Here is a 26,678-nt window from a genome sequence, read left to right on the forward strand (position 1 = left end):
AACGCATCGTCACGACGCGTTCGCCGCATCGGAGCGATCACTCCTTGGTGTGGGCCTTGATGTAATCGACAGCCTGCTGCACCGTGGTGATCTTCTCGGCTTCTTCGTCCGGAATCTCGGTCTCGAACTCTTCCTCGAGAGCCATCACCAGTTCGACGGTGTCCAGCGAATCAGCGCCCAGATCGTCCACGAACGAAGCGTTCGCCGTGACTTCCTCTTCCTTCACGCCCAGCTGCTCGATGACGATTTTCTTGACGCGCTCTTCGATGGTGCTCATGTTGCCAATACCTCCCAAGGAGTAGTTACCTGTCAACACCGGCCTGTGGCCGGCATATGGCCGGCGGATTGTAGTGGCTAAACCGCGAGGCCGCCATGATCCGCCAGCTGTCGTTAAACGCAGGCCACGGGACCGGCGCGAAAGAAGCAATTGTCGCCTAAAACGATGGAGCTTGCGACAACTCCTTGTTAAGCCGGCCCGTGCCGGCGCGCCGGACAGCCCTCCAGCATCGCTGGAAGCGGTCCGGCCGTTTGAAACAATGAAGGACGCGAGAAGGGTTTAAGCCCCTTTCTTCACGCCTTACGGCATGTACATGCCGCCATTGACGTGCAGGGTTTCGCCCGTGATGTAGGCGGCCGCCGGGGATGCCAGGAAGGCCACGGCCTTCGCAATATCGGACGCCTGGCCGAGGTGGCCCAGGGCGATCTGGCCCAGCAGGGCCTGGCGGGCATCCTCGGGCAGCGCGCGCGTCATGTCGGTGTCGATGAAGCCGGGAGCCACCACGTTCACGGTGATGCCGCGCGAACCGATCTCGCGCGCCAGCGACTTGGAGAACGCGATGATCCCGGCCTTGGCCGCCGCGTAATTGGCCTGGCCCGGATTGCCGATGACACCGACCACGGAGGCGATCGAAATGATGCGGCCCTTGCGCGCCTTCATCATGCCGCGCATGACGGCCTTGGAGGCGCGATACACGGAGGTGAGGTTCGTATCGAGAATGGCCTGCCAGTCTTCGTCGCGCATGCGCATCAGCAGCTGGTCGCGCGTGATGCCGGCGTTGTTGACCAGGATCGACACCGGGCCGAATTCCTTGGCGATGCCATCGATCAGGTTCTCGATGGACGCGCCTTCGGTCACGTTGAGCACGCGGCCATGGCCGCCGTGCGCCGCAAGACGCTCACCGATCGCCGCCGCGCCGCTTTCGCTGGTGGCGGTGCCGATGACGGTGGCGCCAAGCTCGGCCAGCTCGTCGGCAATGGCCGCGCCGATACCGCGGCTGGCGCCCGTGACGAGGGCGATTTCACCTTGCAGAGTCTTGCTCATGGGTCATTTCCCTTGGAAAGGTTGGACGTCGAGCCGTCCAATCCGTTTGGAATGATGGGTGGCTTACGCCCATTCGGCGCGGGCGGCGTCCAGCTCGGCCGGCGTGCCGATGGCGCGTGCCTCGACGCTCTTGTCGATGCGCTTGATCAGGCCGGCGAGCACCTTGCCCGGACCCGCTTCGGCCATGCGCGTCGCACCACCGGCGACCAGCGCCTGCACGCATTCAGTCCAGCGCACCGGCAGGTACAGCTGGCGCTGCAGCGCACAGCGGATCTCCTCCAGCGTGCCGTAGCTGCGCGCCTCGGCGTTCTGCACCACGGGGATGCCCGGCAGCGACCACTGGATGGACGCCATGCGCTCGCCCAGGCGATCCGCGGCATCACGCATCAGGGCGCAGTGCGAAGGCACCGACACCGCCAGCTTGATGGCCTTCTTCACGCCCTGCTCCGCCAGCTTGGCCAGCGCGCGGTCCACTGCCTCGGCGTTGCCCGCGATCACGAGCTGGCCCGGCGAATTGAAATTGGCCGGCGACACGACCTGGCCTTGCGCCACTTCCTCGCACACCGCGGCAATCTGCGCGTCATCGCCACCCAGGATGGCCGCCATGGCGCCCACGCCGGGCGGCACGGCCGCCTGCATCAGACGGCCGCGCTCGGCGACCAGCGCCGCCGCGTCGTGCAGCGACAAGGCGCCCGCGCACACCAGCGCGCTGTACTCGCCCAGGCTGTGGCCAGACAGCTGCGCCGGCTGCGCGCCGCCCAGCTTCTGCCACACGCGCCACACGGCCACGCTGCCCGCCAGCAAGGCCGGCTGGGTGTTTTCGGTGCGATTGAGATCTTCCTCAGGCCCCTGCTGGCTGAGCGCCCACAGGTCGACGCCCGCGCCCTGCGATGCCTCGTCGAACGCGGCCTTCACTTCCGGATGCGCAGCGGCCAATTCGGCCAGCATGCCGACGGACTGGGAGCCCTGGCCCGGGAAAACGAACGCGAGGTTGGCGGCGGTCTGGGTCATGGAGAAGGAGATTTCCGAAAACCAAAAACGGAATGGTGCCAGCATTGCGCGCCATACGCAGCTGTATTCGGTGGGGTGCGGGGTTCTGCCGGCCGCGCGATGCGATGAAAGCCTCGCTTTTCGCCCGTCATTCCGGCGCAGGCCGGAATCCAGTGGCCGTAACGATCGGTTATCGCGACGCCTGAACTCATCCGCGAAAACCCTGCGTAGCCGTTACTGGATTTCGGCCCCTGCCCCCTTTTGCGGGCTACGCCGGAATGACGAGCAAAAAAAGAGCCGCCTTTCGGCGGCTCCTTAAGCATCCCGCGACGCGCGATCAATAACGCAACAGCGCCGACGCCCAGGTGAAACCGCCACCGAAGGCTTCCAGCAGCAGGTTCTGGCCGCGCTTCACCTGACCCGAACGCACGGCATAATCCAGCGCCAGCGGCACCGAGCCCGACGAGGTGTTAGCGTGCTCCTGCACGGTCACGATGACCTGCTCCATCGGCATGTTCAGGCGCTTGGCCGTCGCCTCGATGATGCGCAGGTTGGCCTGGTGCGGAATCAGCCAATCGATCTGCGAGGCCTCCATGCCGGCGGCCTGCAGGGTTTCGTCGACCAGCGAATCGAGCGTCTTCACCGCGACCTTGAACACTTCGCGGCCGGACATGTTGATGCGCACGCCGTGGTTGGGCTCGTCCTTGAAGCCGGCGGACACGCCCACCGGGTTGTACAGCAGGTGCTTGAAGCCGCCGTCGGCGTGCAGCAGCGTGGCGTAGATGCCCGGCTCTTCCGAGGCTTCCAGCACCACCGCGCCGGCGCCGTCGCCGAACAGCACGCAGGTCTCGCGCTCGTTCCAGTCGATCATGCGGGTCAGCGTTTCCGCGCCGATCACCAGCACCTTCTTCGACTGGCCGCTACGGATGAACTTGTCGGCGATGCCCAGGGCATAGACGAAGCCCGAGCAGGCCGCGTTGACGTCGAACGCCGCGCAGCCGTTAGCGCCCAGGCGGTGCTGAACCAGGCAGGCGGTGGACGGGAAAATGATGTCCGGCGTGGTCGTGCCCAGCACGATCAGGTCGAGCTCGGACGCCTTGACGCCGGCGGCTTCGAGGGCACGCTCCGCGGCCTCGGTGGCGAGATCGCCGGTGGTCTGGCCCTCAGCGGCGATGTGGCGGCGCTGGATGCCGGTACGGGTGCGAATCCATTCGTCACTGGTCTCGACGATCTTCTCGAGATCGGCGTTGGTCACCACTCGCTCGGGCAGCGCGCTGCCGGTGCCGGTGATGCGGGCGTAGATCTGGGCCATTAACTTTCCATGCGACGGGTTGTGACAAGGGCGCTGCGCTCGCGCTACAGCCACCTTTCAAACCGCCAACGTTACGTGGGTGATCGCACAAACGCAAAGCGGCGCGAAATCGCGCCGCCATGCGGAACCGTATCCCTTGCGGGAACGATCAATCCTCTTCGACCACCGAGGTGTTGGTGTCGATGACCTTCTTGCCGCGGTAGTAGCCATCCTTGGTGACGTGGTGGCGCAGGTGCACCTCGCCACTGGTCGGGTCGGTGGCCAGCTGCACGGTCTTCAGCGCATCGTGCGAACGACGCATGCCGCGGGTGGACGGGGTCTTGCGGCTCTTGGCAACGGCCATGGCGAGTCTCCAGCTAAATCAACGTTTCTTGAGTTCGCGCAAAACCGCGAACGGGTTATCGGGACGCCCCTCGCTGGAGGATTCCTCCGGCCCGGGACCTACTACTTCTTCAGGCAATTCGCTGTCCGGGTTGATCGGGATCAGCGGCAGTGCCAACAACAATTCGTCTTCGATGACATCCAGCAGGCCCAGCTTGCCGTCGTCGGCGATCAGCAGCGGCTCGACATTCGGCGGCAGGGCCGCTTCTTCGCGCTCGAAACGGATCAGGCCCAGCCGGCTGTCGACCGTCACGGGCAGTACGAACGGCTCCAGGGAGCGCTGGCAGGTCAGCGTGAGCGGGGCCTTGACGCGGACATCGAGGTACGCCGTACCAAACTCGTCCCGCCCAAAATCCAGCTCGTATTGCGCCGTTCCTTCCGTATCCGCCAGGGCCTCACCCAGTCGCTTCATGGCGACCACGGGCAATTCCCCCTGGAACGAACGCCGCGCCGAGACCATGCGCCAAGCGTCCACGGACTCTGGCAGTGTCACGGACATAGACGCGAAATCTTAGGATTACAACGTGTTGAAGTCAACGGGTTAACAGCGCCAGGACACACCCGACGCGCCATTTTGCCTGAATGGCTCCGGTACGGCAGACTTCGGGCATTCCTTTTGCGAGCCCGCCCTCAGTGAATGCCTACCTGATTCTCGGCCTTGCCGGCCTGGCAGTCATTGCCGCGGCCCTGGTGGGCGCGGCCGTCGCCTTCCGACTGCGTGCCGATCGCCGGGCCGCGAGCGTGCACCAGCTGCTGGAACTGGCCGACAAGCTGGAAGGCGACCTGAAAACCTGCCGGGCCGGGCTCCAACAGGCCCATGCCGTGATGTCGCTCAACCCCGACCTGCCCGCCAGCAGCGAGCAGGAGGCCCGGCACGCCATCGACGCCGGCCTGCGCTCCCTGCTGCAGCAGCGCATATGGATACGCGACAAGGCCCCGCGTGCGCCCCAACAGGAACTGGATGAAACCGTCTCATCCATGAATGATACGCGCGCCCGCCTGCGTCCCCTGCTGACCGCCCTGGACCGCGCCCAGCACGATCTGGACAGCGCCATGCGCGAACACCTGCGCCGGGAGCACGACGCGTGAGCCTGCCTACCGTCGTCCTCGGCTCGACCTCGCGCTACCGGGCCGAGCTCCTCCGCCGCATCCTGAGCGAGTTCGAGCAGCGGGCGCCGGGCACGGATGAAGCCGCGCTGCCGCACGAAACGCCGCGCGAGCGCGCCCTGCGCCTGGCGGTAGCCAAGGCGCGCGCCGCGGCCGAGGGCCTGGACGACGCGCTGGTCATCGGTTCCGACCAGGTCGCCGAGCTGGAAGGCGTCGTGCTCGACAAGCCTGGAACCCGCGAGCGCGCCCACGCGCAGCTCGTCGCCAGTTCCGGCCGCGAAGTGCATTTCCACACGGCGCTGTGCCTGCACGACACGCGCACGGGCCAGGACCGCGTGCACGTGGACCACACGGTGGCGACGTTCCGCAGCCTGAGCAGCGAAGAAATTACGCGCTATATCGAACGCGAGCAGCCGCTGGATTGCGCCGGCAGCTTCAAGTGCGAAGGCCTGGGTATCGCGCTGTTCGAACGCATCGACAACGAAGACCCTTCCGCACTCATCGGCCTGCCGCTCATCGCGCTGGCGCGCATGCTGCGCGAAGCAGGCATCTCCCTGCCCTGAGCGCGCTCAGCGCGCGGATTCCGCTTCCGCCGCGTGACGCCAGATCACGCAGTCATCGCCGATGCTGGCGAACGTATCACCCACGGGCACACGTCCTGCGTAGAACGCCATGCGCCGGCGACCTTCGAAAAGGTCGAGCCTCGCCAATGGGGTGGCGCCGTCGATGCGCCCGCACATCGCGCGCAACCAAGGCGCACGCTCGCGGGCACGCAGGGCTTTTTCATCCACGGCAAGCAGCATTGGCTCGCCACCGTGCCGCTCGCGCAGCGCCGCTTCGTCGCGTTGCCAGATGGCCAGCTGCGGTGCGCGGCCGTGCTTCACGTTGAGGGGGCTGTCCAGCACATAGACCGGCACGCGGCCGTCGAGTTGAAAGTCGATCTCTGCGGCGAGCATGAAGTTGTCCGCCACGAGTACACCCGGATGAGCCGCGAGCAGGCGGTGCGCCATGTCGCCACTCTCGCGCCAGCCCACGAAGCGCGCGGGAAACGCCTTGAGGCTGGCGAGCCGTTGCGCGCCATGGTCGCTGGCCGCCAGCCCCAGATAAGCGAAGCCCAGTGCCTGCCCCGCGATCGCCAGCGCAAAGGTCGCCACCAGCCAGCCGCGACGCCAGCGCGTGCGCTCCCGCAACAGCACCGGCAACGCGGCCAGCAACGGCAGATAGCCGGGCAAGGGCCAGTGCGCGCGAAAGCGCAGATCGTCCGCGAACAGGCCAAGCACGAAGTAACCCACGATGAAGCTGCAGGAGACGATGGCGATGAGATCCCACGGCCGTCCTTCGTCGCGACGGCGCCAGCTGAGCCAGGCGGCCCAGAGCAACAACGCATACAGCAACGGCGTGCACGCCACGGCCTGTTCCAGCGGCTGCACCAGCGCATCGGCGTGGAAACGCCATGGGTTGCGATCCACCAGCTGGAACAGCAGGCCCGCGCCATGCTGTTGCCAGTTGGACACCAGCAGCGGAACCAGGCCCAGCGCCGCCACGGCCAAGGCCAGCCACAGGCCGGGGCGACGCCATTGCGCGCGCCCGCGACGCGCCAGCACGCAAAACAGCAGGCCCGCCAGCATGGGCATCACGGCGCGGTAATGGGTGAGCCAGCATACGGCCAGCGACAGGCCAAGCAGCAGCCAGTCGAGCAGACGATCGCGATCCATCGCGCGCGCCCATGCCACCAGCGCGCCCATGATGGCCACCGTGAGCGGCACATCCGGCAGGGCCAGCACGCCCAGACTGCCTGCCAACGGCAAGGCAAGGCAAAGCAGGGCCGCCTGCCAGCCAGCCCGTTCATCGAACACGTCGGCGGCAAAACGGCGAACCAGCCACGGCAACGCACTGCCGATGAGCAGGAACGGCCAGCGCATGCCGAGCACGCCGTGGCCGGCCACGCTTTCGCCAAGGCGGATCAACAGCGCCGTCAGCGGCGGCAGGTCGCTGTAGCCCCAGGCGAGGTGCCGGCTTTCCTGCCAATAGAAGGCTTCGTCACCAAACGGCGACAGCGTTGCGGCAAGCATCAACCGGGCGACGCAAAGTATCGCGAAGGCGATCACGAACGCGGCTCGCCAGCGCGAGATACCCGCCGCTACACTGCGGGCATCACGCATGTGCCTCGCCCCGCATCGCCCCTTGCCGCTGCCAGAAACCCATGTCCGCCATCACTCCGCTGCACGATGAATCGCTACGCACGCGCCTGGAGGCCGCCATGGCCCAGGTCAATCGCGTGCTGCTCGGCAAGCCGCGCCAGGTCAAGCTGGCCTTCGCCTGCCTGCTGGCGGGCGGCCACCTGCTTCTGGAAGACGTGCCGGGCGTAGGCAAGACCACGCTGGCGCATGCGCTGGCCGCCAGCTTCGCGCTGGACTTCCAACGCGTGCAGTTCACCAGCGACCTGCTGCCCTCGGACATTATCGGCGTCAGCGTGTACGAGCGCGAGACGGGGCAATTCCGCTTCCATCCCGGCCCGATCTTCACTGGCCTGCTGTTGGCCGACGAAATCAACCGCGCCACGCCGAAAACGCAGAGCGCCCTGCTGGAATCGATGGCCGAAGGCCAGGTCACGGTGGACGGCCACACGCACACGCTGCCGCAGCCGTTCTTCGTGGTCGCCACGCAGAACCCGCTGGACCTTGCAGGCACGTTTCCGCTGCCCGACTCGCAGCTCGATCGCTTCATGCTGCGCGTTTCGCTGGATTATCCCGACGCCGCCGCCGAACGCGCGCTGCTGACCGGCAGCGATCGCCGCGACCTGCTGGCGCAACTGAGCCCGCAGCTCGATGCGGCCGGACTGGCGGCGCTGTCGCGCCAGGCGCAGGCGATTACCGCCAGCTCCGCGCTGCTCGATTATCTGCAGGCCCTGCTGGCGGCGAGCCGCCGACACGCCGATGTGCGCGTGGGCCTGTCGCCGCGCGCCGGCCTCGCCTTGCTCAGCGCCGCCCGCGCCTGGGCCCTGCTGAGCGGACGCCAGCACGTGCTGCCTGAAGACATCCAGGCGCTGTTCGTGCCCTTGGCGGCCCACCGCCTGGTCACCACGCGCGGCGCCAGCGGCGACAGCCTCGCGCGCGCCCTGCTCGCCGACGTCGCGGTGGATTGATGCAAGAAGCGCTTGGCCGCTTCCGGCGCTGGGCGGAACGACGCCTGCCGGCACTCACGCGGTATCGGCGCCTGGAACCGTTGCCGATCCTGCTGCACCGCCGTCGCATCTACATCGCACCCACCGGTTTCGGCGTCGCGTTCACCGTGCTTCTGCTGGTCATGCTGACGGGCGCGCTCAACTACAACAACAACGCGGCCCTGATGCTGACCTGCCTGCTCGGCGCGATGACCTCGGCAAGCATGCTGGTGGCGTTTCGCAGCCTCAACGGCCTGCGCCTTACCGGTGTCCGCCATGGACACGCCATTGCCGGCGAACCCATGGTGCTGCAACTGGTCTTCACGGGCGGCGACCATGCGCATGCGTCCATCCACGTCGCCATGGGCGAGCAGGCCGAGGCCTTTGCCGTGGCGGCGCATCGCGAAGTCATCGTCTCGCTGAACCTGCCCACCGAACATCGTGGCTGGCAACCGCTGCCGCGCATCAAGCTGTGGAGCAACTGGCCGCTGGGCCTGTTCCATGCGTGGAGCTGGACCCATCCGGACCATGCCGTCCTGGTGTGGCCGCGTCCTGAAATCGGCGGCCCGCCGCCCGTGCTGCCCACGCAGGATGGCAGGCAGCAGCGTCGACACCAGGGCGACGACATCGCCGCCTTGCGTGCCTACCGCGCAGGCGACCCGCAGCGCCACATCGCCTGGAAACACAGCGCGCATCACGAAAGCCTGCTGGTGAAGGATTTCGAGCAACCGGAAGCACAGGAGGAGTGGCGGCTGGACTGGCGGCAGCTGTCGCAACTGGTGCCCGAGATGCGCATCGCGCGACTGGCCCGCTGGCTTGGCGAGGCCGAAGCCGTGGGTCGCCCGACCAGCCTGTGGCTGCCCAACGAAGATATCGGCCTCGGCCATGGCCGCAGCCATTACGCGCATTGCATGGATGCGCTGGCGCGGTTGCCGTGATCCGCTTCAGGCTCTTTCGGCGCAAGCCGCAACCGGTGCTGGAGCGGCGTCCCTTCGACCTGCTCTGCCTGACGGTGGCCGTGGTGCTGGGCGTGCACGCGCCGCATCTGCCCTGGTGGCTCACGCTCGGCCTGGCGCTCACGCTGGGGCTGCGATGGTGGCAACGCCGACAGCGTGCAGGGCGCGCATCGGCCTTGCTCAAGCTTCCCCTGGTCGCACTGCTGGCGGCCGCGGTGGTGCTTCACTACAGCACGCTGTTCGGCCGCGAACCGGGCGCCGCGATGGTGACCGGCCTGCTGGTGCTGAAGCTTTTGGAAACGGAAACACCCAGGGATGCGCGGGTCGGCGCCGCGTTCGCCTGCTTCGCGCTGATGTCCGCGCTGCTGTTCAACCAGAGCCTGGTGGCGACGGTGCTCGTCACGCTTGGCCTGCTGCCGGCCATCGCCACGCTGCGTGCGCTCGAGCCCGCCCGCCCGCAAACCACGCTGCCGCGTGAGTTGCTGCCTGCGCTTGGGCTGCTTGGCGTTTCCCTGCCGCTGGCCTTGATCGCGTTCCTGTTCGTGCCGCGCCTGAGCGCGCCGCTGTGGGGCACGCCCAATAGTCCGCAGGGACGAACAGGCCTGAGCTCCGACATGTCGCCCGGCGATTTCGCACAGATATTGCTCGACGACACGCCCGCCATGCGCGTGACCTTCGACGGCAATCCGCCGCCCAACGAGCAGCGTTACTTCCGCGCCTATGTGCTGTGGAGCTACGACGGCCATACATGGCGTCCACAAGCTCGCAACGGCAGACCCGCCGCGGAAGAACACGGCCCGGTCACGCGCTACACGGTCAGCCTGGAAGCCACCGGCCAGCGCGTGCTGCCTGCGCTGGATATTCCCGTCGAGACCACGGCCCTTGCGCAACTCGGACCCGACCGCGAACTGCTGGCCGATCGCCCGGTGAACGACCGCCTCACCTATCGGCTTGGCTCCGCGCTGCGCTACCACCTGCAGACGCAGCTGAATGACCTGGAGCGGCGCGAGGCCCTGCAATTGCCGGCCGGGTTCGATCCGCGCGCGCACGAACTGGGCGCACGCTGGCGCGCGCAATACGGCAGCAACGATACGGCGATCATCCAGGCCGCGATGAAGCTCTTCCGTGATGGCGGGTTCAGCTACACGCTGACGCCGGCGCCGCTGGGCACCAACGCCGTCGACGACTTCCTGTTCGCTACGCACGAAGGTTTCTGCGAGCACTACGCATCCTCTTTCACCGTGCTCATGCGCGCCGCCGGCATTCCCGCGCGCGTGGTCACCGGCTACCAGGGCGGGTACTGGAACGACATGGGCAACTACCTGCTGGTGCGCCAGTCCGATGCCCACGCCTGGAGCGAAGCCTGGCTGCCCGGCCGTGGCTGGGTTCGCTTCGACCCCACCGCCGCCGTGCGCACCGTGCACCTCAACCAGGGTTCCACGACAGCCGGTGCCGCGGCAGCTGACTGGTCGCCCAATCGCTGGACATTGGGATGGCGCAACCGCTGGGACGTCGTCAACCAGTGGTGGAACCAAGGCGTTATCGGTTTCGACACGCTTCGACAGCATGGGCTGTTGACGCCGTTCGGCGTGAACGACACCAGCGTGGGCATGCTGGGGTTGGTGCTTGCCATCGGCGGCGCGCTGTTCGCCGTGCCGGGCCTGCTGTGGGCATTATGGAAACGTCCCGATGCGGATCAGGCACTAACGAGCATGCGATTGCTGGAGAAGCGACTGGCGGCGGCAGGCGTGGCGCGTCGGCGCAGCGAAGGGCCGCAGCACTATTTCAGCCGCGCCGCGCGGGCTCTCCCCGGCCACCGCACCGAGCTGGAACACTTGATGAGGACGTATCTCGAACTGCGCTATGCACATGAAGAACCGCCCGCCGACCTGCTAAAGAACTTTCGACAGGCTGCGCGGGACTTTCGGCCGCGTCGCGTGTTCAAATGACAGTGAACCGCGGATGTATCGCATCCGCCAAACGATGGAGAAAAGCGTCATGTCCATGTACAAGCCGTTGATTCTCGCGACCGCTGTGGTCACGCTGGCGGCCTGCGCAACGGTGCCGCAACCGCTGCAGGGCACGTACACCCAGGTCACGTCCGTTTCCGCGCAACAGGAAGGCAACGGAGCAAGCGGCGCCCAGGTACGCTGGGGCGGCCAGATCATCAAGACCGAGCCGGGTCCGCAGGAAACCTGCTTCTACGTGCTGCAGCGTCCGCTGGACGACCAGGCCCGCCCGAAGGAAGGCAGCAGCGACAGCGAAACGCAGGGCCGCTTCGTGGCGTGCCGCGCCGGCTTCTACGATCCGGAAGTGTTCACCCGTGGCCGCGACATCACGGTGACCGGCGTCATCCAGGGCACCAAGTCGGAGAAGATCGGCGAATACGACTACGCGTATCCGCGCGTGGAAGCCAACGTGGTGTACCTGTGGCCCAAGCGCGTGCCCGTGAACTACGGGCCGGGCTGGTACGACCCGTACTGGGGTCCCTACTGGGGCCCGGGCTTTGGCCCGTGGGGACCGTGGGGTGGTTGGGGCTACTGGGGTGGCTACTACCCGACCCGCGTGATCGTGCGCCCGCCGCCGCCTCCGCCGCCGCACCACTGATCGATCAAAGAAAACGCCGGCAAAAGCCGGCGTTTTTTTATGGCGAGGCGCTATGTGATATCCAACGCTCAGCCCGGCGGCCAATGCATCTGGCGTCCCGCGAGCAGGTGCAGGTGCAGGTGGAATACCGTCTGGCCGCCGTATTCGTTGCAGTTGATCACGGTGCGATAGCCCTGGTCCGCCAGGCCCTCGCGACGCGCATAGGCCGCGGCAGCCAGCAGCAGCTTGCCCAGCAATTCCGCATCGGCGGCCGTCGCGCCATCCAGCGTGGCGATGGACTTCTTCGGCACGAACAGCACATGCACCGGAGCCTGCGGATTGAGATCGCGGAACGCGAGCACGTCATCGTCTTCGTAGACGATGTCGGCGGGAATTTCCCGTCGGATGATCTTGTCGAAGATGGTGTCGCCCATGACTGGTTCCTCAGGTTATGACAGACGCAGCAGCATACCGTGCGCACCCGGCGCCACCAGCTTGAATCCGAATTTCGCGTAGAGCGCATGCGCCGTGCCGTCGGCGATCAGCCCAACCATCGCGCGCGCCGGCGCACGCGCGTGCACGTCGTCCATCAGGGCCTGCATGATGCGCCGCCCCAGGCCCTTGCCTTGCCAGGCCGGCGCCACGGCGATATCGACCACGAACAGGAACAGGCCGCCGTCGCCCACCACGCGCCCCATGCCGATCAATGCACCGTCGTGGCGCACGCACACGGCGCTCCAGCTCGCGGGAAGGCCCACCGCCGCGCCCTGCTCCGACATCACGCTCAGTCCCGCTGCCGCGCGCAGGGCGCGGTATTCCTCGTTGCCGGGTATTTCAAAGGCGAGCGCCGGTTCCACGGCGTCAGTCCGCCGACTGCCGGCTGCCGAAGGCATGCGCCAGCGTGCCGCGATCGACGTACTCCAGCTCGCCACCCAGCGGCACGCCGTGCGCCAGCCGCGTCGGACGCACGTTGGCCGCGCGCGCGAGCTGCGCGAGGTAATGCGCGGTCGCCTCGCCTTCCACGGTGGGGTTGGTGGCGATGATCATTTCCTCCACCTCGCCTTCGGCCAGCCGTTCGGTGAGCCGATCGAGACCGAGCTCCTCGGGCCCCAGCCCATCCAGCGGGGACAGGCGCCCCAGCAGCACGAAATACTGGCCGCGATAACCGGTGGCCTGTTCGATGGCCGCCAGATCCGTGGGCGATTCCACCACGCACAGCACGTGGCGGTCGCGGCTGCTGCCGGAACACAGCGCGCACACCGGCGTTTCGCTGAAGTTGCGGCAGCGCGAGCAATTGCCGATCTCGCGCATGGCCTGCGCCAATACCTGGGCCAGGCGCTGCCCGCGTTCGCGGTCGCGCTCCAGCAGGTGGAAAGCCATGCGCTGCGCGCTCTTTCCGCCGACACCGGGCAGGCAGCGCAAGGCTTCGACGAGATCAGTGAGGAGCTTGCTCATGGATCGAAGTCACGGTGGGAGCGCACCGAAGTGCGCGAACGGGAGGAGGCTTGGCCTGGCGGCTTTCGCCGCATCGCGGCGATGGCATCCGCGCGCCCTGGTGGCCGGCGCGCGCTGCGCTCCCACGGAAACGTCAGAACGGCATCTTGAAGCCGGGCGGCAGGTTCAGGCCGGAGGTCACGCCGCCGAGCTTGTTCTTACTGACGTCCGCCACCTTGTTGACCGCGTCGTTGACCGCGGCGGCGACCAGATCCTCGGCCATCTCCGGGTCATCGGCGAACAGCTGGCGGTCGATCTGCACGCGGCGCACTTCATGCGCGCCCGTCATGACGACGGTGACGAGGCCGCCACCGGCGCTGCCGGTGACTTCCAGCTTGGCGATCTCTTCCTGCGCACGCTTCATTTCTTCCTGCATGCGCTGGGCCTGCTGCATCAGCTGACCGATCTGTCCTCTCATGATTCGACTCCGCTAGGTCTTTCAGTGTTCAAACGGCTTGATCGACTGGGGCACCACGCGCGCGCCAAATTCGCGCTTGAGCGACTGCACCAGGGGATCTTCCTCGATGGCTTGCTCGGCCGCCGACTGGGCGGCCTCGCGGGCATTGGCGGCGCGCGCCGCGGGGGTTTCGGCGGCCGCGCCATGCGCTTCGACGAAACGCAGCTTCACGCGCTCACCCAGCACCTGGCTGATGCGTTCTTCCATCTGGCCGGTCATGGGCTCGACCGCCAGATGCATGTGCATGGGCTGCAAGGCCAGCACCAGCGTCTGGCCTTCGCGCTCGCGCAGCGCGGCGTTCTGGGCCAGCTGGCCCAGCGGACCGCGCAGGTTCGCCTGCTCGATCAGGCTGTCCCAGTGCGGCAGGCCGTTGGCATCCGTCGCCACCGGCGCACGCGGCGCGGGTGCGGCGGCGGGCGGCGCCACCGGCGCGGGGGCGGCACGTGCGGGCGATGGCTCCGCCACGCTGGCCATGTGCATGCGTTCGTTGGCCACCGGGGCCGAGGCGCGTGGCGGCTGGGCTGGTGCGCGCGGCGCGGCGCTGGCCGCCGGGCGCTCGGCATGCGCGCCGCCGCCCTCGGCCGGGCGGAAGGCGAGCATGCGCAGCATGGCCATTTCGAAGCCGGTGCGGGCGTCCGGGGCGAGCGCGAGGTCGCGGCGGCCCGTGGTGGCGATCTGGTAGTACAACTGCACGTCTTCCGGCGCCAGCTGCGCGGCAAGGCCGGCGAGCGCGTCGCCGTCGCTGTCGTCCTGCTCCGGACGGTAGCCGGGCACCAGTTGGATCAGCTGGATGCGATGGAGCACGCTGGCCAGGTCGTCCAGCACGCCGCCGAAATCGGGCGAGAACGATGCGATGCGCGCGCACTCGGCCATCATCGATTCGCCGCTGCCCTCGACCAGCGCCTGCAGCAGCCCCAGCACCTGCCCGCGCGCCACGCTGCCGAGCATGGCGCGCACGTCGTCCACGCGCAGCGAGCCGCCGCCATAGGCGATGGCCTGGTCCAGCAGCGAGAGGCCGTCGCGCAGCGAGCCATCCGCGCCGCGCGCCAGCTCGGCGATGGCGGCGTCTTCGTACGGGATGTTCTCCGCGCCCAGGATGTGGCGCATCTGCCCGGAGATCTGCTCCGGCAGCAGGCGCTTCAGGTTGAACTTCAGGCAGCGCGACAGCACCGTCACCGGCAGCTTCTGCGGGTCGGTGGTGGCGAGCAGGAACTTCACGTGCGGCGGCGGCTCTTCCAGCGTCTTCAGCAGCGCGTTGAAGGCCGGCTTGGAAAGCATGTGCACCTCGTCGACCAGGTACACCTTGAAGCGGCCGCGCGCGGGAGCGTACTGCGCGTTCTCGATCACCTCGCGCACATCGTCCACGCCGGTGTTGCTGGCCGCGTCGATCTCGAGCAGGTCGACGAAGCGGCCCGCGTCCACCGCGGTGCACACGGCGCACTCGCCACAGGGATCGGCCGATTCGCCACGCTCGCAGTTCAGCGACTTGGCGAAGATGCGCGCGATGGTGGTCTTGCCCACGCCACGGGTACCGGTGAACAGGTAGGCGTGGTGCATGCGGCCGGTGTCGAGCGCATTGGTGAGCGCGCGCACGACGTGCTCCTGCCCGACGAGTTCAGCGAACTTGCGAGGGCGCCATTTGCGCGCGAGTACCTGATAGGACATTCCGGTATACCTTGGGGCAAGTCCCGATTGTGCCAAGTGGACGGGGGATAAGTCAGCATTGACTATCGCGGCTTGGCGAGGGGCCCAAAAGGCGGCGGCCCTGCCAGCCACACCCCGGCACCCGAATCATTCGCTACCGTTGCTCCCTTCCGGGCCTGGCGGGGTTTACGAACTATCGTCGCGGGGGGACCGACAGGGCCACCATAGACGGGGACAAGGCTATGCCCTAATCCCGATGTTCGCGCCGATACGGGATCGTCGCGTTTTTGAAACTGGCGGAGAGGGCGGGATTCGAACCCGCGATACGGGGATAAGCCGTATACACACTTTCCAGGCGTGCTCCTTCAACCACTCGGACACCTCTCCGCACGCAAAACCTTTACTGCAACCATCCGCGACGGGCGGGATGGTTCGGCCCCTCCTGGGCCTCACCCCTCGCTTACGCTCGGGGCCAACCTCCGGTTGTCCAAATTCGTTCCGGACGAATTTGTCGAACCCTTTCGATACGGGAATAAGCCGTATCCACACTTTCCAAGCCTGCGCCTTCAACCACTCGGACACCTCTCCGCCATGGTGAAACCGCTTGCCGGGGACACAGTCCCGGCAAAGAGGCGAAAGGATAGCGGGACGGGCCCGTTCACACAAGATAGCGGCGGGGGCGTCTCGCTCACTCCTGCGGCACGTCCCGCAGGAACACCGACAGGTCCGTCGCCGGCGGCCTGGCTGGGACCTGGTAGAACATGTCCGCTACGAAACCGCGGTGGTAGGTGGCGTGGTTGACTACGTGGAGCATCATTTCCTCGCGGCTCATGCACCCTTCCCCGCCGCCGATGAACTGAAACGTGACCCGCTCGGCTGCCTGTTCCGGCGTGAGTGCCGAGGCATAGTCGAGATACCACGCGTTCATGGCCTGCTGCCGCGCCCACAGTTCGTCGAACGGCAAGGGCTCGGGCGTGTTGCGGCTGGTATGGCCGTGGGTGCGGCCTTGCAGGTGCGCCTGGAAAATGTCGTCGACGACCCAGGTATGGCTGAGCGTGCGCAGCATGTTGCCGAAGATAGTGGCGCGCGGAGCGGTCGCCGCTCCCTCGGGCAGTGCCGCCACCGCGGCATAGGTCAACCGGTCGGCCCAATCCCGGTAACGCAGCAGCTTGCGCAGATAGGCAGTGGACATGGTGTTTTGGTATTCCTTGTGAACGGCGTCAGCCAGCGTCGGGAAGCAGCGGCGCCGGCGCCGGAAGCGTCAGGCGATCACCGGTACGCGCGACGGTGTAGCCAAGTGAGGTCAGTGCCTGGCCATCGGCTTCGCTGCCGTAGTGGTACAGGCGCAAACGGGCGCGCCACGCCTCGGGATATTCGCGCTCGATATCGTCCACGCCGGTGTGCGAGGGATTGCCCACCAGGCCGCAATCGTGCGCGATGAGTTCCGTGCTGCCCGCCACGCGCGCGAGCACCTCGGGAATCGGGCGCGTGTCACCGGTGTAGGCAAAGCTGCCCGCCAGGGCCACGCCGTAGGAGGTACCGGCCATGTGGTGGCGCGTGCCGAAGACATCGAACCACAGGCCGTCCAGCCAAAAACCCCGCGTGCAGGGCACCAGGTGGAAGGCTTCCCAGAAATTCACGCCCCCTTCGGCCAGCACGTTCGGATAGTCCGCCACGCGCGCCTGCAGCCAGGGCAATAGGCCGGCATGCACGAACACTTTGGTGCGCCCTCGCCATGCGTCGTCGAACCACAGCCGGAAGAACAGCCGCTCCATGCCACCGATGTGATCCATGTGGGTATGCGTGATGTACAACGCACGCGGCGGTTCGCCATAGGCGGCGACGTAGCGGTCCAGCGTGTCGGGGCCGCAATCGATCAGCAGCATCGGCTTGCCGTCACGCTCCAGCACCACGGCGGACGAGCCCAGTTCCACGGCATGCGCCGCGCCGACACCCAGGAAATGCAGGGACCAGTTCATGCTCTCAGCGTACGCTCATAGCGGTAGACCAGGGGTTTCCACAACGTCTCCTCGAAGGCCGCCTCGCCTTGCGCCGCCGCACCAAGCTTCACCAGCGAGCGTCGCAGGCGCTGCAGGTTGGCCTGCTGCCAGCTCTCGGCGGGCTCGCGTTGGCGGCCGCGGTCGAAATCGATCAGGTACAGCGCATCATCCGTCACCAACACGTTGTGCGCGTTGAGATCGGCGTGCCAGATGCCGGCGCGATGAAACCGCGCCACCAGCGCACCGACCAGCTCTGCCATTTCACCGTCCAGCCGCCCTGCGGCCAGGCACTGGGCCAGCGTCTGCGCGTCGGCGATGCGGCGGGTGATGAGGTCGGCTTCGTAGAACAGCCCGTGCCGGCGATAACGGCAGGCCACCGGCACCGCGCTGGGCAAGCCGAGCGCGGCGATGCGCGCGAGCAGGCGGAATTCCATGAAACTGCGGGTGTGGTCGGCGCCTGACCAGAGGTAGCGGTCGCCCATCAGCCTGGCGACCATGCCGCCGCGACGGTAATGGCGCAGCACGCATTCGCCGGCCGGCGTGTCGATGATGGCCACGCCGCCGCGACCACCCGACTGTTGGCGCAATGCCCCGCGTTCGCGCCAAGCCTCGGGCTCGAACCAGGCATCGTCGACTTGTGGCGACACCGCGGCGTCGAACAGAATCGCACCCGTGGCGCCTTCGCGAATTCGTTCCTGCATCGCCATCTGTACGTCAGACGTCCGCCCTGGGCCCATTGCCACGATTCTAGCCGAGGGCTGCCGCGAATCCACGCCGCCACACCGAGCTGCCCACGCCATGCCTACGCCCACCTCGATCTGCATCCTGCGCACCTCCGCCATCGGCGACGTGACCCACGTCGTGCCCCTGGTGCGGACGCTGCAGGCCGCATGGCCGCAGCTCGAGTTGACTTGGATCGTGGGCAAGCTGGAGCGGAAGCTGGTGGGCGATATTCCCGGCGTCCGTTTCGTCACCTTTGACAAGGGCGCCGGCTTGGCCGGCATGCGCGCCGTCGGCGATGCGCTCAAGGGCCAGCGCTTCGACGCCCTGCTGCAAATGCAGGTGGCCCTGCGTTCCAACCTGCTCAGCCTGTTCGTCAAGGCCAACCGGCGCATCGGCTACGACCAGGCGCGCGCCAAGGACGGGCATGGCCTGGTGATTCGCGAACGCATCCCCGCGCGCACCGGCGAGCACGTGCTGGACGCCATGGGCAGTTTCTGCGAGCCACTGGGCCTGAAGCAGACACAGGTGCGCTGGGACATCCCCATTCCCGAAGAAGCCCATGCCTGGGCCGCCGAACAGCTGCCGGGCGAACAGCCGACTTTGCTGGTGAGCCCGACCTCCAGCCACGCGCTGCGCAACTGGCGCCCAGAGCGCTACGCCGCGGTGATGGACCACGCCGCCGCCCGCGGCTGGCGCGTGGTGCTGGTGGGCGGCCCGTCGGCTTTCGAACGCAGCATGGCGGATGCCGTGCTCGCCGCCTGCCGCCATGCGCCGCTCGACCTGACCGGCAAGGACACGCTGAAGAAGATGATGGCCATGCTGGTGCGTGCGCCCATGCTGCTGACGCCGGATTCGGGCCCGATGCACATGGCCAATGCCGTGGGCTGCAAGGTGCTGGGCCTGCACGCGGCCAGCAACCCGAACCGGTCCGGCCCCTATTCCGACCGCCGCTGGTGCGTGGACAAGTACGACGAGGCTTCGCTCGCCTTCTTCGGCAAGCCGGCCAGCGAGATTCCGTGGGGCGCCAAGATCGAAAAGCCCGGCGTGATGGACCTGATTGCCGTCGACGACGTGGTCGATCGCTTCGAGGCCTGCGCCGCGCACCTCGGGCTGGCCTGAGCAACGGCGGGAGCGCTGCAAGTGCGCTCCCGCTGGAAACGCGCGCTTACTTCGCGCGGTAGTCCTGGTACGACTTCTCTTCCACCAGTTGCGAGCCCAGCTTGAGGTTGATCTCGCGCTTCACCGCCGCGCGCTCGTCGTTCTGGAAATACACCGAGCGGGCCAGCTCGATGAACTCCGCGTCGAAAGCCTGCGCCTTTTCCTTCAGGCGGATGCGGTCCTCGATGTCCCACAGCGCCTCGTTCACCGCGAGCAGGCGGGCGCGCTCGGCCGAGATGTCCGTCTTCGACGCCGGATGGCCAGCCCAGGTGGCGTTGAGCAGTTCCAGTTCGGTGCGCACGTTGGCCAGCTTGGCGGCATCGCTGATCTGCCTGGACTTGATCTCCAGGATGGTGATCTTGTCGATCAGCTCGCCGTAGGAAACCGGGACTTGGATAAGGCTCATGGGAACTCCAGAAAAGGGACCGTGGTCCGGTGACGTGCCCGTCACGGCGGCCGACCGAGAAAGCGCTCATGATAAGGCCTACTGCCCCGATCATTCAGTCCATCATTCAGCCTGCCCAGCTAGACTGGCGGCGCAACATCTTCCCAATGGAGAGAAAGTCCATGTTCACCCCTCGCCTCGCCGTGTTGTCGCTGGCAGCCCTGCTGGCCGCCAGCCCGTTCGCCGCCAGCGCCCAGTCGTCGCGCAATGGCGTGCTGGTCCGCAACGACGGCATCTACCTCCGCTGTGACCAGTGCGGCACGGTGGAATCCATCGACCAGAACATTACCCAGGGCCACGACCACAGCATGGCCGGCACCATCATCGGCGGCATCGCCGGCGGCGTGCTGGGCAACCAGGTCGGCAAGGGCAAGGGCAATACCCTCGCCACCGTGGCGGGCGCCGTGGGCGGCGGCTACGCCGGCAATCGCATCGGCGCGAACAGCGGCCGCCCGAATGCCAGCTACACGCTGCGCATCCGCATGGGCAACGGTTCCTACGCCAACGTGACCGTGCCGGACGCCAGCGCCATCCGCCAGGGCGACCTGGTGCAGATCGACCCACAGGGCAATATCGTCCGCATCCAGTAATGCGACGCGCGCTTGTTCCCACGAAAAAGCCGACCCTCGGGTCGGCTTTTTTTGTGCCAAGGATCAGCGCTCCAGGCGCCGCAAGCTTGCCTCGATGTCGTCGAAGAAGGCCCGCGGCAATACCGCCCGCACCGGCACGGCCCACCAGTGCGGCTGCGCGAACGCCCGGCATTTCACTGCATCCTTCTCGGTCATCAGCACGGGCATGTCGTCGCCAAAGGCGAGGTCGCCCGGCACGAACGCATGGTGATCGGGAAAGGCGTGCTCGATCACCTGCAACCCCTGCGCGCGCAGGCTGGCGAAAAAGCGCACGGGATGGCCGATGGCGGCGACCGCGTGCACGGTCTGTCCGGCAAGCTCCGCCAGCGGGCGGGTGTGATCGTCGATCAGCGCGCGGATGTGGCCGCCCTTGAGCTCCATCGCCACGTCACCCGGCGCCACCACGCCGCCGTTGCATACGCGATAGCTGACCGTGCGCAGGCGCGACATCGGCTCACGCAGCGGGCCTGCCGGCAGCAGGCGCCCATTGCCGAAACGCCGCACGCCATCGATCACGCAAATCTCAAAGTCACGGGCCAGCGCATAGTGCTGCAAGCCATCGTCCGCGATCACCACATCGCAACCCGCGGCGAGCAGCAGCTTCGCCGCCGCTGGCCGGTCACGCCCGACGGCCACCGGCACGCCACTGGCGCGAATCAGGCAAGGCTCGTCGCCGACCCGCGCAGGATCGGGCAGTTCATCCAGCAGCAACGGTTCTTTCTGCGAACCGCCATACCCGCGGCTCACCACGCCGGGCGTGTAGCCGCGCTTGCGCAGCGCATCCGCCAGGGCGATGGTCAACGGCGTCTTGCCGGTGCCGCCCACGCTCACATTGCCGATCACCACCACCGGCACCGGCAGGCGCACGCTGCGCAGTACGCCGAGGCGATACAGGCCACGCCGCAGCGCCGTCACTGCGCCGTAGAGCCACGAAAGCGGCGTGGTCCACCATGGCGCTCGCGCCGTGCCGTACCACGCCGATTCGAGCCGCTCGGCCAGCGTCATGCGACGGCCTCAGTCACCGGGCTGGCTGTGGAACTGCATGCGATGCAGCGCGGCGTACTGGCCGCCCAGCGCCAGCAACTGCTCGTGGGTGCCACGCTCGACGATGTGCCCGCGCTCCATCACTGCAATCTGGTCGGCATGCTCGATGGTGGACAGGCGATGGGCGATCACCAGCGTCGTGCGATCGCGCATCAGGCCTTGCAGGGCCTGCTGGATCAGCCGCTCGGATTCGGTGTCCAGCGCGCTGGTGGCTTCGTCCAGCACCAGGATCGGCGCGTTCTTCAGGATGGCGCGCGCAATGGCGATGCGCTGGCGCTGGCCGCCCGAAAGCCTGTTGCCGCCCTCGCCGATCTGGCTGTGGATGCCCTCCGGCAGGCCCGCGATGAATTCCATCGCGTGCGCCGCCTCGGCGGCCGCGATGATCTCCTGCTCGCTGGCGCCGGCCAGCTCGCCATAGGCGATGTTTTCCGCCACCGTGCCGTCGAACAGCACCACGTTCTGGCCTACCCACGCGATCTGCCGGCGCAACGAGGCCAGGGTGTAGTTCTCGTAGTTTTCGCCATCGAGCAGGATGCGCCCGCTGGACGGTTCGTTGAATCGCGGCAGCAGGCTGACCAGGCTGCTCTTGCCGCTGCCCGAACGTCCCACCAGCGCCGTCACCGTGCCCGGCGCGCAGTGCAGGTCGATGGACGCCAGCGCCTGGAAATCGCCCACGGGATAAACCAGGCCGACCTTGTCGAAACGCAGGTCGCCCCGGGTGCGTTCCAGCACCTTGGTGCCGTTGTCCACTTCCGCGGGCAGGTCCATCACGCCGAACAGGTTCTCGGCTGCCGAGATGCCCGTCTGCAAGGTGGATTGCACGTTGGTCAGGCGCTTCAGCGACGACAGCATGCCGCCCATGGCGGTGAGCACGGCGATGAACACGCCCGGCGAGATGTGATCGATCTGCGATGGCCGCGACGCAAGGAACACCATGCCCGCCAACGCCAGCGACGCCACCGTCTGGATGGACGAACCGGAAATGGCGCTGGTGGCGATGACCTTCATGTTGAGGTAGCGCGCGCGGTCGGAGACCTGCTTGAAGCGCTCGTCCGCCTGCTGCTGGCCGCCGTAGATGCGCACCTCGCGGTTGGCCTTGATCATCTCGTCCACCGTGCCGGTGACCGAGCCCATCATGCCCTGGATGCGCCGGCTGACCACGCGGTAGCGGCGGCTCACCGCCGAGGCGATAAGCACGATCGCCGGCACCAGGATCAGCAAGGCGGTGGTGAGGTACACGCTCTTCTGCAGCATCACCACGATCATGCCGATGACGGTGATGCTCTCCGTCACGGCTACTTTCAACGCATCGGTGGACGCGCCCGCCACCTGCTCACTGGTGTAGGTGATGCGCGAGACCTGGTGGCCGGAGTGCTCGCTGCCGAAGAACGACGCGGGCAGGCGCAGGTAGGCGGCAAACACGTCGCGCTGCATGGACTGCACCACGTTGCGCGCCACGTAGCCCATGCCATAGTTGCTGATGAGGATGGCGATGCCGCGCACCGCGAAAATGCCGATGATCCACCACGGCATCCAGCGGATGAGGTACGGGTCCTTCTTCTCCAGCAGCTGGTCCATGATGGGTTGCAGCTTGCTGGTGAACAGCGCCAGCGCGCCGCCATCCAGCGCAAAACCGAAGATGGCGATCAGGATCACCGGCCAGTAGCGGGCGGAATAACCCAGCAACCGCTTGTAGACCTGCCGGCTTTTTGCATCCCACAGGGCGACTTTCTTCTTGCCGTCGCTCATGGACCCGTGCCCGACTGCGTCGGCGTGGTGGCGATGGACAGCTTGGTGAAGCCCAACTGGCCCAGGGCGTCCATGGCGGTGACCACGTTCTGGTGCGGCGTCATCGCATCCGCGCGGATGGTGACCTGGCGCTCGCGGTCGTCACCGGCCACATTGGCGATGGCCTGCTTGAGCGGCTCCACGCCCTCGCCGTGGACTTCGTCGCTGCCCACGAAGAAGTGGCCGTCGCGATCCACCACGATGGTGAGCGCGGGCGCCTGCATGTCGCGTTCTTCCGCGCTGGCCTTGGGCAGGGTTACCTGCATCCGCGAATGCTGGATGAAGGTGGTGGTGAGCACGAAGAACATCAGCAGGGTAAGCAGCACGTCGATCAGCGAGATCACGTTGATCTCGAAATCGTCCTGCCGGCGGTCATTGCCGATACGCATGCGTCAGCCCGCGCTCGACTCGGAGGCGGCCGCCGCGCGCGACGTGCGGGTGCGCGGCGCGGGCGTCGGCTGGTTCACGGTCAGCTCGTCAAGCAGCTCGGTCGCCTGCTTTTCCATTTCCACGCAGTAGCCGGCCACCTTGGAACGGAAGTAGCGATGCAGCACGTAAGCCGGAATGGCGACGATCAGGCCGGTGGCCGTGCAGATCAGCGCCTCGCCGATGCCGCCCGCCATCTTCATGGGATCGCCCACGCCGCCGCGCATCACTTCCATGAACATGCGGATGAGGCCGATGACGGTGCCGAGCAGGCCCAGCAGCGGGCCGATCAGGGCGATGGTGCCGAGCGTGTTGAGGTAGCGCTCCATGCGATGGACGACATGGCGGCCCGTATCCTCGATGCGCTCCTTGATGAGTTCACGCGGACGGTTGCGCACGGCCAGGGCCGAGGCCAGCAGTTCGCCGAGCGGCGAGCCATTCGCCAGCGTGGCGAGGTGGTTTGGATCCAGCTGCCCCGAGCGCGCCCAGTTGCGCACTTCCTCGCCCAGGCCGGGCGGCAGCACGGATTTGCGGCGCAGGGTCCAGCAACGCTCCAGCACGATCGCCAGCGCGACCGCCGAACAGATCAGGATGGGCAGCATCGCCCAGCCACCAGCCATCAGGATTTCCAGCACAACGACTCCGGGTCGCTCAGATAGTCAGGGAAGCTCGCATCATATCAGTCTCACCCCGCCGTTCCGCGGCACCGGTGGCAGTTGCGAAAAGCGTGTGAAGAGGCTTTTTGGGGGCCGGATGGACCGCTTGCAAGGCCGCCACGGACTCATTCGCGCCAGTAGCGAGACTGGCGCTGTCGCCAGGTCGCGGCGACGCGAGGCGGCCCGTCCGGCGGCGCATCCACCTGGATCGCGCCGGCGGTCGCCGTATTCAGCCAGGGCACGCCGGCCTCGTCATAGCGCTGCATGACGGCCGCATTGGGGTGGTGGAAGCGGTTGCGCCATCCCGCCGATACCAGCGCCAAGGTTGGCGATGTGGAGCGAATGAACCCGACGCTGGATGAGGTCTTGCTGCCGTGATGCGGCACGGACAACACCAGCGGCCCGCCGGAAGGTATCGCCGCCGCCACGGTCGGTTCCACTGCGGAGGTGATATCGCCGGTCAGCAAGGCGCGGCCGCCCTTCCCTTCGACCAGCAGCACGCAGGACCGATCGTTCGCCGGCCCGCCCTGCTTGCCCGACGGCAATATCTGCACGGTCACGCCATCCCACTGCCAGCGCTTGCCGGGTTCACAGGCCGCCATGGCAATGGGCAAGCGCTCCGGCTCGCCGGATATGCGCTCGGCTTCGGGAAACGCCGCCGCCACGGCCGGTATGCCACCCGCGTGATCGTTGTCCGCGTGACTGGCGACGATCAGGTCCACCCGCCCAATGCCCAGCGCATGCAGCGAAGGCAGCACGGCGGCCTCGCCAAGATCGAAATCCGAGGGATAACGGGCTCCGGCGTCATAGACCAGCGCGTGATGCTCCGTGCGGACCAGCACGGACAAGCCCTGCCCCACGTCGAGCATCCACAGTTGGAATCCGCCCGCCACCGGAAGACTCCGCGGTGGAAACAGCAGCGGCAGGAACAGCAGGCCGCCCAGCCAACGCATGGGCACGCCACGCGGCATGAACAGCCACAGCGCACCCAGTGTGGCGAACAGCAAGGCCCATCCGCCGACTTCAGGCAAGTACCAGTGTGCGCCCGGCCAAGTGGCCATGCGCTCCAGCAGCCACCACTGCGCATGCGCGAGCCATCCGGCGCACCAGAACACCGGCTGCGCCAGCGGCGGACAGAGGCCCAGCGCAATCATCCCCACCAGGGTCACCGGCACGATGACGAAGCTGACGAAGGGCACCGCGATCAGGTTGGACAACGCGCCCACCAGCGACGATTCGCCGAAGAACCACATGGTGAGCGGCAGCAGCGACAGCGTCATCACCAACTGGCCGGCCGACAGCTCGTGCAGGAAGCCGCGCAGGCCGCGGCCGCGCGTGTTCATGCAAGCCATGAGGAAGGCAACGCCGATGAAGGACAGCCAGAAGCCCGCCGACAACACCGACAGGGGATCCACCACCAGCACCGACATCAAGGCGACGGAAAGCGTCTGCGGGCCGTTCGCATGGCGCCGCGAACAACGCGCCAGGGCCACCATGCCGATCATCAGCAGCGTGCGCACCGTGGGCAGGCCAAACCCCGCCAGCGCGCCGTACACGCCGGCGACCAGCATCGCCATCGCCGCCTGCGCCTGCACTCGCGGCACGCGCAAGCCCAGGCGAGGAAACAGCAGATAGACCAGGCGCGCGAACCACACGCCGAACAGCGCCGCCACGCCCACGTGGAATCCCGAGATGGCGATGAGGTGCGGAATGCCATTGGCCCGCGCTACTTCCCAGTCGCGCTGGCTGAGTCCGCGCGTGTCGCTGACGGAAAACGTCTGCAGCAAGGCCACGTCGTGCGGATCGTCCACGCGCGCGGCGATGCCGCGGCTGATGGCATCGCGAACCGCATTGATGCAGAACGGCGTGGCGCCGAGTTGCTCGTTGCTTGCGCCATTGCGCACATAACCGACGGCCACGATATGGCGTTCCAGCGCGCTGCGCTCGCTGTCCGCACCACCCGGATTGAGCATGCCGCGCGGACGCTTCAGCCGCAGAGTGAGCTGCCAGCGGCTGCAGGGCGGAATCTCCGGCGCGCCGTTGTACCAGTTCACCCGCACGCGGCCGCGCAAGGCCAGCGGCGTGGCGCCGAAGCGTGCGTCTTCGATATCCAGCAGAAAGCCGGTGGCGTCGTCGCGTGCCAGCGGCAGGTCAACGACGCGGCCCACGACGTGGATGTCCTGCCCTTCCCGTTCGCGCGGCAACCGCGCGTCCATCCCCGCATCGCCACGCCAGCATGCCCATGCGATACCGAGCAGGCACCAGGCAAGTACGCGTCCCCAGGAACCACAACGAAACAGAGCGAGCGCCACGCAGGCACCGACACCACACACCCACGCCGGCGGCAGCGTGACCCACCATTGCACGGCCAGCACGCCGAGCAACGACATGACCGCAG

29 protein-coding genes, 1 tRNA gene and 1 other RNA gene are annotated in these 26,678 nt (G+C 67.2%); 8 read left to right on the top strand and 23 right to left on the bottom strand.

Translation table 11 applies throughout. The features are described from left to right. Positions 1-37: 37 nt before the first annotated feature. From acpP to BDW41_RS05500, 6 genes are all read right to left on the bottom strand, one after another. Positions 38-277 (bottom strand): acyl carrier protein, encoded by a 240-nt coding sequence (acpP, locus tag BDW41_RS05475; protein WP_019466215.1) that lies wholly within the window; start codon positions 275-277, stop codon positions 38-40. Positions 278-577: 300 nt separating this feature from the next. Next, entirely contained in the window at positions 578-1,321 is a 744-nt protein-coding gene (fabG, locus tag BDW41_RS05480; RefSeq protein WP_074550928.1) for a 3-oxoacyl-ACP reductase FabG, read from the bottom strand. 63 nt (positions 1,322-1,384) lie between these two features. Beyond that, positions 1,385-2,332 carry an ACP S-malonyltransferase gene (gene fabD / locus BDW41_RS05485; protein ID WP_074551097.1) on the bottom strand — a complete coding sequence of 316 codons (948 nt, stop codon included), beginning with the start codon at positions 2,330-2,332 and terminating at the stop codon, positions 1,385-1,387. A 316-nt stretch (positions 2,333-2,648) separates the two neighbouring features. Beyond that, positions 2,649-3,623 carry a beta-ketoacyl-ACP synthase III gene (locus BDW41_RS05490; RefSeq protein WP_074550923.1) on the bottom strand — a complete coding sequence of 325 codons (975 nt, stop codon included), beginning with the start codon at positions 3,621-3,623 and terminating at the stop codon, positions 2,649-2,651. Between the two features lie 148 nt (positions 3,624-3,771). Next, positions 3,772-3,966: a 50S ribosomal protein L32 gene (rpmF, locus tag BDW41_RS05495; RefSeq protein ID WP_019466219.1), complete on the bottom strand. Its 195-nt coding sequence runs from the start codon at positions 3,964-3,966 to the stop codon at positions 3,772-3,774. An 18-nt stretch (positions 3,967-3,984) separates the two neighbouring features. After that, positions 3,985-4,464 carry a YceD family protein gene (locus BDW41_RS05500; RefSeq protein ID WP_074550919.1) on the bottom strand — a complete coding sequence of 160 codons (480 nt, stop codon included), beginning with the start codon at positions 4,462-4,464 and terminating at the stop codon, positions 3,985-3,987. A gap of 173 nt (positions 4,465-4,637) precedes the next feature. Between BDW41_RS05500 and BDW41_RS05505 the strand changes: the two genes are divergently transcribed. Further along, positions 4,638-5,093, top strand: coding sequence for a hypothetical protein (locus BDW41_RS05505; protein ID WP_074550914.1), 456 nt, complete (start codon positions 4,638-4,640; stop codon positions 5,091-5,093). Beyond that, entirely contained in the window at positions 5,090-5,674 is a 585-nt protein-coding gene (locus tag BDW41_RS05510) for a Maf family nucleotide pyrophosphatase (RefSeq protein ID WP_074550909.1), read from the top strand. Before BDW41_RS05505 ends, BDW41_RS05510 begins: the two co-directional genes overlap by 4 nt. A 6-nt stretch (positions 5,675-5,680) precedes the next feature. Here the strand turns inward: BDW41_RS05510 and BDW41_RS05515 are convergent, their stop codons facing one another. Next, positions 5,681-7,273: a glycosyltransferase family 39 protein gene (locus BDW41_RS05515; RefSeq protein ID WP_083337744.1), complete on the bottom strand. Its 1,593-nt coding sequence runs from the start codon at positions 7,271-7,273 to the stop codon at positions 5,681-5,683. Between the two features lie 41 nt (positions 7,274-7,314). Here BDW41_RS05515 and BDW41_RS05520 point away from each other — a divergent pair, with 41 nt between their 5' ends. The 4 genes from BDW41_RS05520 to BDW41_RS05535 are packed head-to-tail and all read left to right on the top strand — an operon-like array spanning position 7,315 to position 11,837. Further along, positions 7,315-8,256 (top strand): MoxR family ATPase, encoded by a 942-nt coding sequence (locus tag BDW41_RS05520; RefSeq protein ID WP_074550904.1) that lies wholly within the window; start codon positions 7,315-7,317, stop codon positions 8,254-8,256. Beyond that, positions 8,256-9,212, top strand: coding sequence for a DUF58 domain-containing protein (locus BDW41_RS05525; RefSeq protein ID WP_074550902.1), 957 nt, complete (start codon positions 8,256-8,258; stop codon positions 9,210-9,212). The genes BDW41_RS05520 and BDW41_RS05525 overlap by 1 nt, the downstream gene beginning before the upstream one ends. Beyond that, a complete protein-coding gene (locus tag BDW41_RS05530; protein WP_343125750.1) occupies positions 9,209-11,179 on the top strand; it encodes a DUF3488 and transglutaminase-like domain-containing protein in 1,971 nt (656 codons plus the stop codon). The genes BDW41_RS05525 and BDW41_RS05530 overlap by 4 nt, the downstream gene beginning before the upstream one ends. A gap of 49 nt (positions 11,180-11,228) precedes the next feature. Continuing rightward, positions 11,229-11,837: a Slp family lipoprotein gene (locus BDW41_RS05535; protein WP_074551093.1), complete on the top strand. Its 609-nt coding sequence runs from the start codon at positions 11,229-11,231 to the stop codon at positions 11,835-11,837. 68 nt (positions 11,838-11,905) lie between these two features. Here BDW41_RS05535 and BDW41_RS05540 read toward each other — a convergent pair whose 3' ends face one another. The 10 genes from BDW41_RS05540 to BDW41_RS05585 all read right to left on the bottom strand — a co-directional run bounded on the left by BDW41_RS05540 (position 11,906) and on the right by BDW41_RS05585 (position 18,118). Beyond that, positions 11,906-12,250 carry a histidine triad nucleotide-binding protein gene (locus BDW41_RS05540; RefSeq protein WP_074550900.1) on the bottom strand — a complete coding sequence of 115 codons (345 nt, stop codon included), beginning with the start codon at positions 12,248-12,250 and terminating at the stop codon, positions 11,906-11,908. 15 nt (positions 12,251-12,265) lie between these two features. Beyond that, a complete protein-coding gene (locus BDW41_RS05545; RefSeq protein WP_233496777.1) occupies positions 12,266-12,673 on the bottom strand; it encodes a GNAT family N-acetyltransferase in 408 nt (135 codons plus the stop codon). A 4-nt stretch (positions 12,674-12,677) separates the two neighbouring features. Next, positions 12,678-13,271 carry a recombination mediator RecR gene (gene recR / locus BDW41_RS05550; RefSeq protein WP_074550896.1) on the bottom strand — a complete coding sequence of 198 codons (594 nt, stop codon included), beginning with the start codon at positions 13,269-13,271 and terminating at the stop codon, positions 12,678-12,680. Positions 13,272-13,404: 133 nt separating this feature from the next. Further along, entirely contained in the window at positions 13,405-13,728 is a 324-nt protein-coding gene (locus tag BDW41_RS05555) for a YbaB/EbfC family nucleoid-associated protein (protein ID WP_074550894.1), read from the bottom strand. Between the two features lie 21 nt (positions 13,729-13,749). Continuing rightward, the gene (gene dnaX / locus BDW41_RS05560) at positions 13,750-15,432 is read right to left on the bottom strand and encodes a DNA polymerase III subunit gamma/tau (protein ID WP_074550892.1); all 1,683 of its coding nucleotides are present in this window, start codon (positions 15,430-15,432) and stop codon (positions 13,750-13,752) included. Positions 15,433-15,530: 98 nt separating this feature from the next. Next, positions 15,531-15,627: signal recognition particle sRNA small type (ffs, locus tag BDW41_RS05565), an RNA gene on the bottom strand. Between the two features lie 78 nt (positions 15,628-15,705). After that, positions 15,706-15,798 (bottom strand) — tRNA-Ser (locus tag BDW41_RS05570). A gap of 301 nt (positions 15,799-16,099) precedes the next feature. After that, positions 16,100-16,603, bottom strand: coding sequence for a DinB family protein (locus BDW41_RS05575; RefSeq protein ID WP_074550890.1), 504 nt, complete (start codon positions 16,601-16,603; stop codon positions 16,100-16,102). Between the two features lie 28 nt (positions 16,604-16,631). Further along, positions 16,632-17,390, bottom strand: a complete 759-nt coding sequence (locus tag BDW41_RS05580; protein WP_074550889.1) for an MBL fold metallo-hydrolase — start codon at positions 17,388-17,390, stop codon at positions 16,632-16,634. Beyond that, complete coding sequence (locus tag BDW41_RS05585; protein WP_074550887.1) at positions 17,387-18,118, bottom strand: 3-deoxy-D-manno-octulosonic acid kinase; 732 nt, start codon at positions 18,116-18,118, stop codon at positions 17,387-17,389. The genes BDW41_RS05580 and BDW41_RS05585 overlap by 4 nt, the downstream gene beginning before the upstream one ends. Positions 18,119-18,209: 91 nt before the next feature. Between BDW41_RS05585 and BDW41_RS05590 the strand changes: the two genes are divergently transcribed. Continuing rightward, the gene (locus BDW41_RS05590) at positions 18,210-19,253 is read left to right on the top strand and encodes a glycosyltransferase family 9 protein (RefSeq protein ID WP_074550885.1); all 1,044 of its coding nucleotides are present in this window, start codon (positions 18,210-18,212) and stop codon (positions 19,251-19,253) included. A gap of 46 nt (positions 19,254-19,299) precedes the next feature. On the opposite strand, the gene BDW41_RS05595 is transcribed toward BDW41_RS05590, so the two are convergent. Beyond that, positions 19,300-19,698: a DUF6165 family protein gene (locus BDW41_RS05595; RefSeq protein WP_074550884.1), complete on the bottom strand. Its 399-nt coding sequence runs from the start codon at positions 19,696-19,698 to the stop codon at positions 19,300-19,302. Between the two features lie 161 nt (positions 19,699-19,859). Between BDW41_RS05595 and BDW41_RS05600 the strand changes: the two genes are divergently transcribed. Then, a complete protein-coding gene (locus BDW41_RS05600) occupies positions 19,860-20,327 on the top strand; it encodes a glycine zipper 2TM domain-containing protein (RefSeq protein WP_074550882.1) in 468 nt (155 codons plus the stop codon). 63 nt (positions 20,328-20,390) lie between these two features. Here BDW41_RS05600 and lpxK read toward each other — a convergent pair whose 3' ends face one another. The 5 genes from lpxK to BDW41_RS05625 all read right to left on the bottom strand — a co-directional run bounded on the left by lpxK (position 20,391) and on the right by BDW41_RS05625 (position 26,670). Further along, a complete protein-coding gene (gene lpxK, locus BDW41_RS05605) occupies positions 20,391-21,371 on the bottom strand; it encodes a tetraacyldisaccharide 4'-kinase (protein WP_074550880.1) in 981 nt (326 codons plus the stop codon). 9 nt (positions 21,372-21,380) lie between these two features. Further along, a complete protein-coding gene (msbA, locus tag BDW41_RS05610) occupies positions 21,381-23,159 on the bottom strand; it encodes a lipid A export permease/ATP-binding protein MsbA (protein ID WP_074550879.1) in 1,779 nt (592 codons plus the stop codon). Further along, on the bottom strand, positions 23,156-23,587 hold the full coding sequence (locus BDW41_RS05615) for a biopolymer transporter ExbD (RefSeq protein WP_074550877.1): 432 nt from the start codon (positions 23,585-23,587) through the stop codon (positions 23,156-23,158). The genes msbA and BDW41_RS05615 overlap by 4 nt, the downstream gene beginning before the upstream one ends. 3 nt (positions 23,588-23,590) lie before the next feature. Beyond that, a complete protein-coding gene (locus BDW41_RS05620) occupies positions 23,591-24,244 on the bottom strand; it encodes a MotA/TolQ/ExbB proton channel family protein (RefSeq protein WP_074551092.1) in 654 nt (217 codons plus the stop codon). Between the two features lie 161 nt (positions 24,245-24,405). Beyond that, on the bottom strand, positions 24,406-26,670 hold the full coding sequence (locus tag BDW41_RS05625; protein WP_110301535.1) for a DNA internalization-related competence protein ComEC/Rec2: 2,265 nt from the start codon (positions 26,668-26,670) through the stop codon (positions 24,406-24,408). Positions 26,671-26,678 lie beyond the last annotated feature (8 nt).

This window comes from Dyella sp. AtDHG13, assembly GCF_003201105.1.
GTDB lineage: Bacteria > Pseudomonadota > Gammaproteobacteria > Xanthomonadales > Rhodanobacteraceae > Dyella > Dyella jiangningensis_B.